Raw genomic sequence first — 15,807 nt, 5'->3', positions numbered from 1 at the left:
GTTTTTTCCGCACTTTTTTAATCAATATTATTTATCCATTATTAACACTTCAACCCTGTGCTTTCTGCCACTTGCTCAACCACTTGGCGTAGGGCTTTGGCGCATTGGTGAAGTTGCTCTAACTCATCAGCGGGTAGTTTGTATTTCAAAATGCGTTCTACGCCTTTGCTACTGATGATCATTGGCACGTTCACCACCACATCGTTTAAGCCGTATTCGCCGTTGAGCATTGTGCCAACGGGCAAGACCGAATATTCATTAATGCTAATGGCGCGAATAATGCGGAACACGCTCGCCGCAATGGCGTGATTGGTGTTGAGTTTTAAGCTGAACACTTCCAAACCAATAGCTTTGGTGGCTTTGAGTAGCTCTTGTGGATCGAGCATAGGCACATCATTTTGCTGGCAAAAATCATCGATTTTTTGCCCAGCGATATTGACGATACTCCAAGGAATAAAACTATTGGCGCCGTGTTCGCCCATCACATAACCGAACACGTTTTTCGGATCGATTTTTACTTTATCGGCAATAATTTTCATCATTCGTGCCGTATCCACCACACAACCTGCGCTAATCACACGGTGTGCGGGGAAGTTCGTATTACGAATAATAAAGTGGGTGAGAATATCACAAGGATTGGTAACTACAATGATAATCGCATTGGGTGTATGGCGTTCTAATTGACGAGCAATATCCACGGTGATTTTCGCATTGATATGACCGATCTCTAAGCGATCTTGTCCCACTTTAATTTGTGCGCCAGCAGTGATCACCACCACATCGCTATCACGGGTATCTTCATATTCACCGGAAATAATTTTGGTGTTTTTGGCGAAGGTTAATGCACTGGTATGGCTGAAATCTAACTGTTCGCCACGAGTGCGTTCTTTGTTGAGATCCACCAAGACCACTTCTTGGCATTCGCCCATTGTCAGAAGATAATTACAAATGCCCACGCCCACTGCGCCTGCACCGATAATGGATACTTTCATTGTGTTTTCCTGTATTTGTTATAAGTTAAGTTGTTTTCAAAAGGGCGTTAATCTTACTTTATCTGTTTCCCTTGCTCAACGCCTGAATAGAAAGTGCGGTGTTATTTTTGCGAATTTTTTGCGATTTCGCTCAAAAAATTAACAAATGTCCGCACCGTTGGCGCAAGCCCGCGATTTTTATAATAAATGGCATATAAAGGCACGCTTTCCACTTGCCAATCGGGTAATAATTTTTGCCAATGAGGTTGAATTAAGCCTGAAAGCTCAGGCAGCAGGGCAATGCCGTAGCTATCTTCAACAAGCTGCGCTAACACGGAAGCATCATTGGCTTGTAAGGCTTTTTTCCCTTGAATTAATTCTCGTTGATTGCCCTGCTTGAAAAGCCAATTTTTGCCATCACTTTTATGCAGCAAGCGGTGGTTTTTCAGTTCTTGTGGGGTGTGTGGCGTGCCATTTTCCTTTAAATAATGAGGTGAAGCGTAAACCCCAGAATCAATATCCAGTAAATGTTTGGCAACCACATCATCAAGATCAAGCTCACCAATGCGTAAGGCTATATCCACGCCTTCTTGCAATAAATTCGCGCGGCGGTTTTCCATTGTAATATTTAGCTCAACATCAGGGTGTTGCTGTAGATAGTGCGATAAATAGGGCGTGAGCCAATAACGCAAAATTTCACTGGAAACGGAAATACGCAGTAACCCACGGGGCGTGGCTAAACAATCTGCCACAGAATTCACCGCACTTTCTGCCGCTTCCACCGCAATTAAGGCGTGTTGATAAAAATGTTCGCCCAGATCATTTAGTCGCACCCCATTGCGATTGCGATCTAGCAGTTTGCTGCCCAGCTGATTTTCTAATTCGGTTAAACGGCGGCTTAAACGAGATTTCGGCACGTTTAGTTGTTCCGCTGCGTGGGTGAGGCTACCAGATTGGATCACGGTAACAAAAAAGCGCATATCATTGAGATCGATTTGTTGCATAAATAGAACCTTGTGTTTCAAAATTGACTATTGTTCACTATATGGAACAAGTATAAACTACGCCACAAGAAATAAGCAAACAGTTTAGGAGAAAGAAAATGCGTATTTTGGAATTAGATAGAATTAACGAATTAGCGCGTAAAGCAAAAGTTACCGCACTTTCTGAAGCTGAATTAAATGAGCGTAGTGCGTTACGTCAGCGTTATTTAGCGGCAATCCGTGGACAATTAAGCAATATTTTATCCACCGTAAGTGTGGTTGATCCAGACGGCAATGATGTTACCCCAACGAAATTGCGTGAAGCGCAACGTAGTGGAATGCAAGTTGCAACTTATTAATGAACTAACCACCCTGAATATTCAGGGCATCACAAAAAACAGAATTGATCAAATTTAGGAGAAAAATTATGCGTACAGTAAATCGAGTATATCAAGCACCACAACAACACTGGGTGGGCGATGGCTTTTATGTATCACCTTTATTTTCACATAGCCAACAGGATAAAGTAACTAGCCCGTTCTTAATGCTAGATTACGCAATGCCAATGGAATTTAAACCTCATAACGGCGCGCCAAGAGGTGTAGGGGCACATCCACACGCAGGATTTGAAACCGTCACAATCGCGTTACAAGGTGAAGTAGAACACCGTGATAGCGATGGTAACGGCGGCGTAATTGGCGCAGGCGATGTACAATGGATGACCGCAGGGAATGGGATCGTACACCAAGAGTTCCATAGCGAAAACTTCAGCCGCACAGGCGGAATGTTTGAAATGCTACAACTTTGGGTAAATTTGCCTGCGAAAGACAAAAACGCCCCAGCGGGTTATCAAAGCATTAAAGCGGCAGATATTCCAACTTATCACTTTGCGGATAATGCAGGAACAGCACGCATTATTGCAGGTGAACTGGACGGCGTAAAAGGCCCTGCTCGCACCTTTACTGAGTTAAATATGTGGGAAATGGATATTAAAGCCAACCATAGCGTAACCATTAACGTGCCAGAAACCCACCATTTAATGTTGGTGGCATTACGCGGATCTGCCGTGATTAACGACAGCGATCGTGCGAACCCAACAGAATTGGTGATTTTCAACCACGAAAACGGCGAAGTTAAAATCACCGCAGGTGATAAAAACGTGAAAATGGTGCTACTCAGCGGCGTGCCAATTGATGAGCCAATTGCAGCCTACGGCCCGTTCGTAATGAACACCCGCGAAGAATTAATCGAAAAATTCAACGCGTTTAACAAAGGTGAGTTTGGTGATATTCATTAATCATCAATAACGAACCAAATAACCAACCAAGTGCGGTGGTTTTTAGGAAAATTTTCTCTAAAACCACCGCACTTTTTTATTTCAATGTCAAAACTTTCACTTCATCATTTACGCGAATAATCCCCGTATTCAACGGAATTAAATTAATGCCGAAAAGTGGTGCGCCTTGTTCGTTTCGGTTGAGTTTTTTCAGCGTGCGGAAAGGTTCCATTTTCGGATCGGCTTGGTTGGTGATAGGGTTGCGCGTGGTAAGAACACAACGTTCGCAAGGTTTGCTGTGTAAGAATTTGACTTCACCGATTTGAATTTCACCCCATTGCTGTTCTTCAAAGGGGGTGATGCCGTCAATAATTAGATTTGGGCGAAATTGCAGCGGTGAAATTGGGCTTGGGCAAGCTTGCTGTACCGCGTTAAAAGACGTGTCAGTGGTGAGCAAAAGTGGGTAGCCATCAGCAAAAGAAAGCGGTTGGTCGGGGTAGCGTTTAATTTTGCGTTGCGTGTGTTCGCCTGTCCAGCGCAATTGCACGGCACGGCCTATTTTCTCGCTAAACCATTGATTAATTTCTTGTGGCGCAAGCAATGAGTTAAATTCATTTCTCCACACTTCGCAGGCTTGGCTTTGCTGAAAATCCGTATATTGAACTTGAATGGCTGAACCGTCTTTATGCTGAATATATAAACCAAGCGGTGTCGGCAATGCGTGAAAGTGATAAAGTTCCGCATCTTTGCGTGCTGTGATAAAGGTGCCGTCTAATTCTGTGAGCATAAAGGTGCGATCAAAATTCAGCCCTTGCGGTTGAACCAAGGCTTGCGCCACTTCATAACTTTGCGTAGATTTGATGGGGTATAAGTAAATATGCTGTAATTTCATTGCTTAATCCTGATAAAGTTGGTTGTAAAGGGCATTTTCAAAACGCACTAAGGGCGCACGCTTGGTTTTGTTTTCCAGATCGCCCGTGGAATAGCCATTAATAAATTGTATGAAGGCAATAGGGTCTCCTTTCGCATTTTTCATAAAGCCTGCTAGGTTATAAACCCCTTTTAACGCGCCTGTTTTCGCAGAAATATTTTGCGCTAAAGGGGGATTGGTCATCGAACCGCGTCCGCTTAATGTGCCATCTACTCCCGCAATGGGAAAGCTGTCTAATAAATGCAGTTGCGTTTCGTGATTGGCAATATATTCAAGGGCTTGCAACATAATATTAGCAGAAATTAGGTTGTGGCGTGAAAGCCCAGAGCCATCGGCGATAACGCTATTATCAAATTTTATACCCGCTTGAGATTGCAATATTTGGCGCATTGCTTTAGCGGAAAGCTGAAAGGACGCAGGGCGTTTGTAATAGTGATAACCAATGGTGCGAAAGAGGGCATCGGCAATTTGGTTATCAGATTTTTTCATCATTTTTTTGATCAAATCTGGCAGCGGTTTAGACAAATGTTGCGCCAAAACTTGCCCTTTTTGTGATGTGCGCGGCTGTTGGATTTTACCGTTAAATGCAATGCCAAGGCGGTTTAATTGACGTTGAATAATGGCTGCTGCATAAGCATTGGGATCTTGCACGGCAAAACTGAGGGCAAAAGGTTTGCTTTGACGAGCAAGGCAACCTTTAATTTGATAGCGATTGTTATCGTGCAACACGGCATCAAGCTGGCAATAAGGCGCTTCTTCTTTGCTTGCCACACGAACTTGGCCGAACACTTGCACGGGATATTGCGCAGGCACGTTGAATTTCACCAGTTCGCCCACAGGCAAATTAGCATCAAGATCCACATAAAAACAGTTGTGATTGATATTCACCGCCGCAGGAGGCGAATTAAAGCACATTGACAAATCATTCCAAATCCAACCTAAGCCACGGTCGTGTCCTGTAAATACGGAAGTATCTAAAATAAGATCACCAGTAATACGCTGAACACCTTGCTGTTTTAATTGGGCAAGTAGCTGATATAGTTGATCACTGGTTAAATCTGGATCGCCGGTGAAAACAATAACTAAGTTACCGCGTAACTCACCATTTTGAATATCCCCTTGGCGTAGCAGAGTTGTTTTAAAATAAAATTCATCGCCAAGGCTGAGCTTGGCAGCAAGCGCGGTAAATACTTTCTGCGTACTTGCAGGAAGCATAAAGGTTTGTGGATTAAGTGCGGTGAGAATTTCTTGCGTTTTTAAATTTTTCGCCACAAAAGAAAGACTCGTTCCCGCAGGAAGTTGCGTACTAAGTTGTGCCGCGTCCACTTCAGCGGCACTATATGGCGTGTGCAAAGCAAAGGAAATGCCTAATGCAAAAGGCAGTAATTTTGATGATAATTTGTACATAAATAATCGCTATGGTTGCTATTTTTTTTTAGAAACACAATAATAGTGCTGGATACTGCGAGAGTAAAATTATTTCTCGCATAAAATGGTGTAATAACGCGGTTTACATCAAAATGATTTTTTGAGCTACGGCAAAGCTGAACAATGAAAACGTGTCGCTTTGTCGTGGTTTTGTTTTTGACTAAAAAAAGGAACAAGGATTAACAATGCAACAAATTCCAATGACGGTACGCGGTGCAGCGCAATTAAGAGAAGAGTTAGAGTTTTTAAAGAATGTTCGCCGTCCAGAAATTATTAAAGCTATTGCAGAAGCGCGTGAGCACGGTGATTTGAAAGAAAATGCGGAATATCACGCGGCGCGTGAGCAGCAAGGTTTTTGCGAAGGGCGTATTCAAGAAATTGAAGGGAAATTAGCCAACAGCCAAATCATTGATGTGACTAAAATGCCAAATAACGGCAAAGTGATCTTCGGTGCAACCGTGGTGTTGGTGAATGTGAATACGGACGAAGAAGTTACCTACCAAATTGTGGGCGATGATGAAGCGGATATTAAACAAGGCTTAATTTCGGTAAATTCACCCATTGCTCGTGGCTTAATCGGTAAAGAAGTGGACGATAGTGTCACCATCGCAACCCCAGGGGGAACGGTTGAATTTGATATTATTGAGGTGGAATATAAATAAAAAATAGGGCGTTTTAATACGCCCCATTTTACTTATTTTTTAGGCAAGGAAATTTTATGTTCTTCACTTGGGCGATAAAGCACAAGGATATGACCGATAGTTTGCACTGCAGCGGCTTGTGTTTCTCTCACAATCGCATCAATAATCAGCTGTTTGGTTTCGCGATCGGCGCCAGCAATTTTCACTTTAATTAATTCGTGATGATTGAGGGCGTTGTCGATTTCAGCGATAACCCCTTCGGTTAAGCCATTTCCACCTAGCATAACGACAGGGCTTAAATGGTGTGCAAGCCCTTTTAAAAATTGTTTTTGTTTTGTTGATAACTGCATTAATTTAATCCTATGTTTATAAAGTGCGGTGGTTTTTTATGGAGAAATTCCGAATACCACCTTGAACTGGGAAATTTTAACCTCATATTGACAAAACTACCACAAAAATTAAGAAATTATGGGAAAGAAAAAACGTTCAGCAAGTTCAACCCGTTGGTTGAATGAGCATTTTAAAGATCCATTTGTGCAAAAAGCACATAAGCAAAAATTGCGTTCTCGAGCTTATTTTAAGCTTGATGAAATTCAGCAAACAGATCGTTTATTTAAACCGGGTATGACCGTGGTGGATCTCGGTGCAGCACCGGGTGGCTGGTCGCAATATGTGGTGAGCCAAATTGGTGGTAAAGGGCGTGTTATCGCCTGTGATATTTTAGAAATGGATCCTATTGTGGGGGTTGATTTCCTGCAAGGGGATTTCCGTGAAGAAAATGTATTGAATGCCTTGTTGGAACGCGTAGGCGAGGCAAAAGTTGATGTGGTAATGTCGGATATGGCGCCAAATTTTAGTGGTATGCCATCAGTGGACATTCCTCGTGCAATGTATTTAGTGGAACTGGCTTTGGATATGTGTAAACAAGTATTGGCGCACAAAGGCAGTTTCGTTGTGAAAGTTTTCCAAGGTGAGGGCTTTGATGAATATTTAAGAGAAATTCGTTCTCTGTTTAGTGTCGTTAAAGTGCGTAAACCTGAAGCATCTCGTGGGCGTTCTCGTGAGGTGTATATTGTGGCAACGGGTTACAAATATTAACTATAAATTCAATAACTTCTCATTTTGGAATGAATGTAGTAATCTTGTAACAAATTATTAACTTAGAAAAACGAGGTCAAACCTTGAAAGATATGGTCAAAAACTTAGTCCTATGGATTGTGATTGCAGTAGTTATGATGTCTGCATATCAGGGCTTTAGCGGTAGTTCGAATGGTAATCTTACCGATTACACCACCTTTATTACAGATGTGGGTAATGATCAAGTACGCCAAGTGCGATTTGAAGATAACGAATTACAAGTTACTAAATCTGATGGTTCAAAATATTCAACCGTAATGCCAATTTATGACGATAAATTATTGAATGATTTATTAAATAAAAAGGTAAAAGTAGAGGGAACGTTGCCAGAAAGACGTGGTATTTTATCGCAAATTCTTATTTCTTGGTTCCCAATGCTATTACTTATTGGCGTATGGTTCTTCTTTATGCGCCAAATGCAAGGCGGTGGTGGCAAGGCGATGAGCTTTGGTAAAAGCCGTGCCAAAATGCTCACCAAAGAGCAAATTAAAACCACCTTTGCTGATGTAGCGGGCTGTGATGAAGCCAAAGAAGAAGTGGGTGAAATCGTTGATTTCTTGCGTGATCCAAGCAAATTCCAAAAATTGGGCGGTAAAATTCCAAAAGGGATTTTAATGGTTGGACCACCAGGAACGGGTAAAACCCTATTAGCCAAAGCTATTGCAGGTGAAGCGAAAGTGCCATTTTTCACTATTTCGGGTTCTGACTTCGTAGAAATGTTTGTCGGCGTGGGGGCTTCTCGCGTGCGTGATATGTTTGAACAAGCGAAGAAAAATGCACCTTGTTTGATTTTTATTGATGAAATTGATGCAGTAGGTCGCCAACGTGGTGCAGGTCTTGGCGGGGGACACGATGAGCGTGAGCAAACCCTTAACCAAATGTTGGTGGAGATGGACGGCTTTGAGGGCAACGAAGGAGTGATTGTGATTGCCGCAACCAACCGTCCAGATGTGCTTGATCCTGCTTTAACGCGTCCAGGGCGTTTTGACCGCCAAGTGGTAGTGGGCTTGCCAGATGTATTAGGGCGTGAGCAAATCTTAAAAGTGCATATGCGTAAAGTGCCAGTTGCACCAGATGTGAATGCGATGACCCTTGCGCGTGGTACACCGGGCTATTCTGGTGCTGATTTGGCTAACCTTGTGAATGAAGCCGCATTATTTGCTGCTCGAATGAACAAGCCATTGGTTTCAATGCTTGAGTTTGAAAAAGCGAAAGACAAAATCAATATGGGGCCTGAACGCCGCACAATGATTATGACGGATAAGCAAAAAGAATCCACCGCTTATCACGAAGCAGGACACGCCATTGTGGGCTATTTAGTGCCAGAACACGATCCGGTACATAAAGTAACCATTATTCCGCGCGGGCGTGCTTTAGGGGTAACTTTCTTCTTACCAGAAGGAGATCAAGTAAGCATTAGCCAAAAACAATTAGAAAGTAAACTTTCCACCCTTTATGCAGGGCGTTTAGCGGAAGATTTGATTTATGGTGAAGAAAATATTTCTACTGGTGCATCAAATGACATTAAAGTCGCAACAAATATTGCGCGTAATATGGTTACCCAGTGGGGCTTCTCTGATAAATTAGGGCCAATTCTTTATTCTGAAGATGAGGGCGAAGTGTTCTTAGGGCGTTCAATGGCGAAAGCGAAACATATGTCCGATGAAACAGCACATCTTATTGATGAAGAAGTGCGTGCGATTGTAACGCGTAACTACGAGCGCGCAAGACAGCTATTAATTGACAATATGGATATTTTACACGCAATGAAAGATGCGTTAGTGAAATATGAAACCATTGAAGAAGAGCAAATTAAACAGTTGATGAACCGCGAGCCAGTAACGCCGCCAGCAGGTTGGGACGATAACGGCAAAGCGAGTTCAGAAAAAGCCGCTGAACCCAATGCTTCTGCACAAAATCAAAGTACGGCAGATCAAAGTGCGGTAGAAAATTCAGACAAATCTGAACACAACTAACCACTTAATAAATATTAAAGGACTGATTTTTATAAGAAATCAGTCCTTTCTTTTTTCTTCTTTAGGCTTTAACATAAAGTAAATTCAAATAACAAAATCCAGCTTATTTTTTATTTTAATTTACTGTATCAGTGAGATTGAGAATAACCGAATGAATTATGCAGATTGGCTTGCTTGTGCAGAAACACAGCTTGCCGGCAACAAAAAGACAGATCCTTTCATCAATCCAAAGGTAGATGCCAACTTACTATTACAATTTGTAACAGGGCGATCTCGTTCGTCTATTTTGGCTTTTTCTGAAACTGAGCTTTCAGCGCAAGAACTCACACAGCTTGAGAAATTATTACAACGCCGCATAAACAGTGAGCCAATGGCTTATATTCTTGGTCAGCAACCCTTTTGGACGCTTGATTTGAAGGTGTCCGAAGATACTCTTATTCCAAGAGCGGATACAGAAATTTTAGTGGAAAATGCGTTAATTTGTGCGGAAGAACGCATTTCGTCAGCCCAATTTGGCGAAGAATTAAAAATATTAGATTTAGGCACAGGTACAGGGGCAATTGCAATAGCCCTTGCACAAGAATTGCGATCTAGATCGAAAAAATTATTTAAAGTTTCTGTTGTAGGTGTTGATCTTATTGATAATGCGGTAAACTTAGCTCAAGACAATGCAAAGCGTAATGATGTTGATAATATTCTTTTTTATCAAAGTAATTGGTTTGAAAATTTACAAGATCAGCGTTTTGATATCATTGTAAGTAATCCGCCTTATATTGATAAAGATGATCCGCATTTGCAGTTGGGCGATGTGCGATTTGAGCCATTAAGTGCTTTAGTCGCTAAAGAACAGGGGTATGCAGATTTGCGGCACATTATCATCAATGCACCAACTTATCTAAAACCGCAAGGGTGGTTGTTATTGGAGCACGGTTGGCAGCAGGGAGAGAAAGTGCGGTCTTTTTTTCAAAAGAATTTGTGGCATAACGTTATTTCTCGTAAGGATTATAACCAAAACGAACGTATAACATTAGCTCAATTAAATACAAGAGGGAATGATTGATGAATACAAATCGCAATGCAATTTATAATGAAATGCTTAACTTTTATGTGCTTACAGGGAATGATGGGCAATGCGAGCTAGGGAATATTCATTCAATTATGAATGGTTTTTTAACTCAAGCAAGAGAAGCCATTGAGCAAGAAAAAGATGATGAAGCAAAAATCAGAAAACTGATCGATTTAGTTTATGTTGATTGGGGCTTTTTGACGGATTCTAATAATTCTTTTGATCATTCTAATTATTACTTACCTGATGTTTTAACAAATCGTCGAGGTGTCGCGATTTCTGTTGGCGGTGTTTTATTGTATCTTGCGGAAAAATTAGACTTACCAATTTATGCAATGGAATTTCCCGTCAATATTATGCTTAAAGCAGATGTGAATGGAAAACATCTCTACTTTGATCCTTGGACTGGCAGAGAGTCTTCAGAACAATATATTGAATACATTTTTAGAGTGCATTACGGTGATGAAGTGGAGTTCTCTGTTCCATTATTAGGTGAACAAGATGAAGAAGAACTAGAGTTCCGTTATGGTCAGTTAGCGAAAAATTCTTTAATGCGAGAAAATAACTTTGAGCCAGCCTTGGCTTATATTGAAAACGTGTTAGAACGTTATCCGGGCAGCTTAGATGAAATTCGAGATCGTGGGATTTTAAAAATGCAGCTTGGGCGTCTTCAAGAAGCATTAGAAGATCTTGAAGAATTTGTTGAGAAAAGACCTGATGATTCTTTTTCAATAATGTTCAAAGAGCAATTACCGTTAATTAAAAAAGACATTGAAGCGCAAGAAAAAGCAAAAAAAGAATCTATTCACTAAATTTATTAGAGAAAACTATGCAAAATAAAGTTATTAAAATTGGTAGCATTGAAGTCGCGAACGATAAACCATTTGTTCTGTTTGGTGGAATGAATGTGTTAGAAAGCCGTGATATGGCAATGGCAGTGTGTGAGAAATATGTTGAAGTAACGCAAAAGCTCAACGTGCCTTATGTGTTCAAAGCGTCTTTTGATAAAGCGAACCGCTCGTCAATTCACTCTTACCGTGGGCCGGGAATGGAAGAGGGGTTGAAAATTTTCCAGGAATTAAAAGACACCTTTGACGTTAAAGTGATTACCGATGTACACGAAATTTATCAATGTCAACCTGTGGCTGAAGTGGTTGATGTAATTCAGTTACCCGCATTTTTAGCGCGTCAAACCGATCTTGTTGAGGCAATGGCGCGAACAGGAGCGGTGATCAATGTGAAAAAACCACAATTCTTAAGCCCGGGGCAAATGGGAAATATCGTAGAAAAAATTGAAGAATGTGGTAACGATAAAGTGATCCTTTGTGATCGAGGGACTAACTTTGGCTATGATAATCTTATTGTAGATATGCTTGGTTTTAGCGTAATGAAGAAGGTTTCCAAAGGTTGCCCTGTGATTTTTGACGTAACCCATTCTTTGCAATGTCGTGATCCTTTTGGTGCAGCATCAAGCGGTCGTCGCGCACAGGTGACAGAATTGGCACGTTCAGGGATGGCGGTAGGGTTGGCAGGGTTGTTCCTAGAAGCGCACCCTGATCCACAAAATGCCAAATGCGATGGGCCTTCTGCTTTACCATTAGCCAAATTAGAAGCCTTTGTAAGCCAAATGAAAGCGGTAGATGATTTGGTTAAGTCTTTTGAGGAATTGGATACATCAAACTAATTGCTTGAAGATTAAATGTTAGAGAAAACCAACAATAACAGGTGAGTTTTAGGCGGAAATATGATAAAAATACCGCCTTGTTTTAATTTTTTCATTTGAATAGGAAACAAAATATGTCAAATTTACAAAATATCATTGAAGCTGCCTTTGAACGTCGTGCAGAAATCACCCCTAAAACGGTAGATGAAGAAACGCGCGCTGCGATCGAAGAAGTGATCGAAGGTTTGGATAGCGGCAAATACCGTGTTGCAGAAAAAATTGACGGTGAATGGGTAACTCACCAATGGTTGAAAAAAGCGGTATTGCTTTCTTTCCGCATTAACGATAACCAAGTGATTGACGGCGCAGAAACCAAATATTACGACAAAGTAGCCCTTAAATTTGCAGACTATGACGAAGCACGTTTCCAACAAGAAGGTTTCCGTGTTGTGCCTTCAGCAACCGTGCGTAAAGGTGCATATATCGCGAAAAATGCTGTATTAATGCCATCTTATGTAAACATTGGTGCTTACGTTGGCGAAGGCACAATGGTAGATACTTGGGCAACCGTTGGTTCTTGCGCGCAAATCGGTAAAAATGTTCACCTTTCTGGTGGGGTAGGTATCGGTGGCGTATTAGAGCCATTACAAGCTAACCCAACCATTATCGGCGACAACTGCTTTATCGGTGCGCGTTCTGAAGTGGTTGAAGGCGTTATCGTAGAAGATGGCTGTGTAATCTCAATGGGCGTATTCATCGGTCAATCAACTAAAATCTATGATCGTGAAACAGGCGAAATCCACTATGGTCGTGTACCAGCAGGCTCTGTGGTAGTATCGGGCAGCCTTCCTTCAAAATGCGGTAAATATAATCTCTATTGTGCAGTAATCGTGAAAAAAGTTGATGCGAAAACTTTAGGTAAAGTCGGTATCAACGAGTTATTGCGTAGTATTGATGAGTAATATTTAATACTAATCAAAAATAAAAATCTGCATGAGAGTTTCTTGTGTAGATTTTTTTATGAAAATTTTTATTGGAACATTGCCAAAAAATTTAACTAGAAAGTGTTTTTAGATGAGTAGTGAACAAAATATCAAAAGGAGCGTTTGTGCTTATTGATAATCGTTTTTACAAGAGCCAAGAAAGGAAAGATCAATAAAGCCACCTTATAAAGGTGGCTTATTTTGTGTGGGGAAAAAATAATTAAATTTATTACTGCACTTAATAAATTAGATTTTACACGCTCCGCCAGCGCAATCATCATTGAGATCTTCTTGGCTGTCTTCTGCACCATCACGGGTGTTTTGGTAGTAAAGAGTTTTCACGCCGTATTTGTAAGCGGTTAATAAATCTTTTAACAACACTTTCATCGGCACTTTACCGTCTTCAAAACGTTGTGGATCGTAGTTGGTGTTGGCAGAAATCGATTGGTCGATAAATTTCTGCATAATGCCTACTAAATGTAAATAACCGTCATTATTTGGAATGTCCCATAATAATTCGTAGTTTTCACTGAGGTTTTCATAATCTGGTACAACCTGTTTGAGAATACCGTCTTTTGACGCTTTTACGCTAACGTGTCCACGCGGTGGCTCAATGCCGTTGGTCGCATTGGAAATTTGCGATGAGGTTTCTGATGGCATAAGCGCCGTGAGTGTTGAGTTGCGTAAGCCGAAGGTTTTAATGTCTTGGCGCAGGCTTTCCCAATCGTAATGTAACGGCTCTTGCGTGAGCGTATCCACATCTTTCTTATAAGTATCAATCGGTAAAATGCCTTGCGCATAAGTGGTTTGGTCGAAATATTCACAAGCGCCCATTTCTTTCGCAAGGTTCATTGATGCTTTCAATAAATAGTATTGAATGGCTTCAAACGTGCGGTGCGTGAGATGGTTAGCGCTGCCGTCCGAGTAACGCACGCCATTTTTGGCTAAATAATAAGCGAAGTTAATTACCCCGATACCTAAAGAACGGCGCGCAAGAGAGCTACGTTCTGCTGCGATCACAGGGTAATCTTGATAATCTAATAGAGCATCTAAGGCACGCACAGCAAGATCCGCAAGCCCATCTAATTCATCAAGGTTTTCAATTGCCCCTAAGTTGAAAGCAGAAAGCGTACAGAGCGCAATTTCACCTTCTTCATCGTGGATATGAGAAAGCGGCTTAGTTGGCAATGCAATTTCTAAACAAAGGTTAGATTGGCGCACTGGCGCAACGCTTGGATCAAATGGCGAGTGCGTATTACAGTGATCCACATTCTGAATATAGATGCGCCCTGTTGAAGCACGTTCTTGCATTAATAGTGAGAACAGCTCAACGGCTTTCACGCTGCGTTTACGAATGTTTGGATCTTGCTCATATTGGGTGTAAAGACGCTCAAACTCATCTTGATCGGCAAAGAATGCTTCATATAACCCTGGTACATCAGAAGGGCTAAACAAGGTGATTTCGCCGCCTTTGATTAAGCGTTGATACATTAATTTGTTAAGCTGAACGCCGTAATCCATATGGCGAACACGGTTATCTTCCACGCCACGGTTATTTTTTAATACTAACAGGCTTTCTACTTCTAAGTGCCAAATCGGATAATAAACCGTTGCCGCACCACCACGCACGCCACCTTGCGAACAAGATTTCACCGCAGTTTGGAAGTATTTATAGAATGGAATACAGCCCGTATGGAACGCTTCACCACCACGGATTTGGCTACCTAAGGCGCGAATTGCCCCTGCATTTACCCCAATTCCCGCACGTTGTGAAACATATTTCACAATGGCAGATGCCGTGGCGTTAATTGAATCTAAACTATCGCCACATTCAATTAATACGCAAGAACTGAATTGACGGGTTGGTGTACGCACCCCTGCCATAATTGGAGTAGGCAGAGAAATTTTAAATGTTGATGTGGCATCGTAGAAACGGCGTACATAGTCTAAGCGCGTTTCTTTTGGATAGTTTGAGAACAGGCTCGCCGCCACCAAAATATACAAGAACTGCGCTGATTCATAAATTTCACCCGTTACACGGTTTTGCACCAAATATTTACCTTCAAGCTGTTTGACTGCCGCGTAAGAGAAGGTCATATCACGCCAGTGATCTAAAAAGCCGTCCATTTCGTCCCATTCTTCACGGCTATAATCGGTTAGCAAGGCTTGATCATATTTGCCTAAACGCACCAATTTCTTAACGTGATCATACAAACGCGGTGGATCAAAATGCCCATAGGCTTTTTTACGCAAATGGAAAACCGCAAGGCGAGCAGCCAAATATTGATAATCAGGCGTATCTTTGCTGATTAAATCTGCCGCTGCTTTAATAATGGTTTCGTGAATATCCGAAGTGCGAATGCCTTCATAAAATTGAATGTGGGAACGCAATTCCACTTGAGAAACAGAAACGTTATCCAATCCTTCCGCTGCCCAAGTAATCACTCGGTGAATTTTATCTAAATCGATGGGTTCTTGTTTTCCGTCACGTTTGGTGACCATCATAGCTTTGTTCATAGAAATGATTCCGACTGGTTAGTATTATTTGTCAAAACCACAAGATATAGTGGTTTATTGAAAACGGGATACAAGATAATGTGTTCTTAGCAAAACTGCAAGCACTAAATTTTACGTTCGATTATTGACATAAACTAAGTTATTTATAAATAAGCAAAAATCATAAAAGCTGATTTATCCCTTATTTTTATAAGGAATTAAAAGTCAAAGTGCGGTTAAAAAATGTGTAAAAAAT

15 protein-coding genes are annotated in these 15,807 nt (G+C 41.4%); 9 read left to right on the top strand and 6 right to left on the bottom strand.

Translation table 11 applies throughout. From position 1 onward, the window contains the following. Nucleotides 1-41: 41 nt before the first annotated feature. Entirely contained in the window at nt 42-992 is a 951-nt protein-coding gene (locus C3007_RS02560) for a lactate/malate family dehydrogenase (RefSeq protein WP_103852942.1), read from the bottom strand. Between the two features lie 101 nt (nt 993-1,093). After that, nucleotides 1,094-1,975: a LysR family transcriptional regulator gene (locus C3007_RS02555; RefSeq protein ID WP_103852941.1), complete on the bottom strand. Its 882-nt coding sequence runs from the start codon at nt 1,973-1,975 to the stop codon at nt 1,094-1,096. Between the two features lie 98 nt (nt 1,976-2,073). Here C3007_RS02555 and C3007_RS02550 point away from each other — a divergent pair, with 98 nt between their 5' ends. Beyond that, complete coding sequence (locus C3007_RS02550; RefSeq protein ID WP_103852940.1) at nt 2,074-2,313, top strand: DUF896 domain-containing protein; 240 nt, start codon at nt 2,074-2,076, stop codon at nt 2,311-2,313. A gap of 68 nt (nt 2,314-2,381) precedes the next feature. Then, nucleotides 2,382-3,251, top strand: a complete 870-nt coding sequence (locus tag C3007_RS02545; RefSeq protein WP_103852939.1) for a pirin family protein — start codon at nt 2,382-2,384, stop codon at nt 3,249-3,251. A 76-nt stretch (nt 3,252-3,327) separates the two neighbouring features. Here C3007_RS02545 and C3007_RS02540 read toward each other — a convergent pair whose 3' ends face one another. Together C3007_RS02540 and dacB are read right to left on the bottom strand one after the other, a co-directional pair. Continuing rightward, a complete protein-coding gene (locus C3007_RS02540) occupies nt 3,328-4,122 on the bottom strand; it encodes an MOSC domain-containing protein (RefSeq protein WP_103852938.1) in 795 nt (264 codons plus the stop codon). A 3-nt stretch (nt 4,123-4,125) separates the two neighbouring features. Further along, nucleotides 4,126-5,568 carry a serine-type D-Ala-D-Ala carboxypeptidase gene (gene dacB, locus C3007_RS02535; protein ID WP_103852937.1) on the bottom strand — a complete coding sequence of 481 codons (1,443 nt, stop codon included), beginning with the start codon at nt 5,566-5,568 and terminating at the stop codon, nt 4,126-4,128. A gap of 206 nt (nt 5,569-5,774) precedes the next feature. Here dacB and greA point away from each other — a divergent pair, with 206 nt between their 5' ends. Continuing rightward, nucleotides 5,775-6,251 (top strand): transcription elongation factor GreA, encoded by a 477-nt coding sequence (gene greA / locus C3007_RS02530; RefSeq protein WP_103852936.1) that lies wholly within the window; start codon nt 5,775-5,777, stop codon nt 6,249-6,251. Between the two features lie 32 nt (nt 6,252-6,283). On the opposite strand, the gene yhbY is transcribed toward greA, so the two are convergent. Next, on the bottom strand, nt 6,284-6,580 hold the full coding sequence (gene yhbY, locus C3007_RS02525; protein WP_103852935.1) for a ribosome assembly RNA-binding protein YhbY: 297 nt from the start codon (nt 6,578-6,580) through the stop codon (nt 6,284-6,286). A gap of 118 nt (nt 6,581-6,698) precedes the next feature. Between yhbY and rlmE the strand changes: the two genes are divergently transcribed. The 6 genes from rlmE (at nt 6,699) to dapD (ending at nt 13,034) form a co-directional block, all read left to right on the top strand. Then, nucleotides 6,699-7,328 (top strand): 23S rRNA (uridine(2552)-2'-O)-methyltransferase RlmE, encoded by a 630-nt coding sequence (gene rlmE / locus C3007_RS02520; protein WP_035684982.1) that lies wholly within the window; start codon nt 6,699-6,701, stop codon nt 7,326-7,328. 92 nt (nt 7,329-7,420) lie between these two features. Then, a complete protein-coding gene (gene ftsH, locus C3007_RS02515) occupies nt 7,421-9,343 on the top strand; it encodes an ATP-dependent zinc metalloprotease FtsH (protein WP_103852946.1) in 1,923 nt (640 codons plus the stop codon). Between the two features lie 151 nt (nt 9,344-9,494). Then, a complete protein-coding gene (prmC, locus tag C3007_RS02510; protein WP_103852934.1) occupies nt 9,495-10,403 on the top strand; it encodes a peptide chain release factor N(5)-glutamine methyltransferase in 909 nt (302 codons plus the stop codon). Then, nucleotides 10,403-11,221 carry a SirB1 family protein gene (locus tag C3007_RS02505; protein WP_103852933.1) on the top strand — a complete coding sequence of 273 codons (819 nt, stop codon included), beginning with the start codon at nt 10,403-10,405 and terminating at the stop codon, nt 11,219-11,221. The genes prmC and C3007_RS02505 overlap by 1 nt, the downstream gene beginning before the upstream one ends. 17 nt (nt 11,222-11,238) lie before the next feature. Continuing rightward, nucleotides 11,239-12,093, top strand: coding sequence for a 3-deoxy-8-phosphooctulonate synthase (gene kdsA / locus C3007_RS02500; RefSeq protein WP_103852932.1), 855 nt, complete (start codon nt 11,239-11,241; stop codon nt 12,091-12,093). Between the two features lie 113 nt (nt 12,094-12,206). Continuing rightward, a complete protein-coding gene (gene dapD, locus C3007_RS02495; protein ID WP_103852931.1) occupies nt 12,207-13,034 on the top strand; it encodes a 2,3,4,5-tetrahydropyridine-2,6-dicarboxylate N-succinyltransferase in 828 nt (275 codons plus the stop codon). 267 nt (nt 13,035-13,301) lie between these two features. Here the strand turns inward: dapD and nrdA are convergent, their stop codons facing one another. After that, nucleotides 13,302-15,572 carry a class 1a ribonucleoside-diphosphate reductase subunit alpha gene (gene nrdA / locus C3007_RS02490; RefSeq protein WP_103852930.1) on the bottom strand — a complete coding sequence of 757 codons (2,271 nt, stop codon included), beginning with the start codon at nt 15,570-15,572 and terminating at the stop codon, nt 13,302-13,304. Nucleotides 15,573-15,807: the final 235 nt, after the last annotated feature.

Source organism: Avibacterium gallinarum (assembly GCF_002921135.1).
Taxonomy (GTDB): domain Bacteria; phylum Pseudomonadota; class Gammaproteobacteria; order Enterobacterales; family Pasteurellaceae; genus Avibacterium; species Avibacterium gallinarum.
The sequence above is the reverse complement of the archived record's forward strand: the minus strand, read 5'-3'. Positions and strand labels throughout refer to the sequence as shown.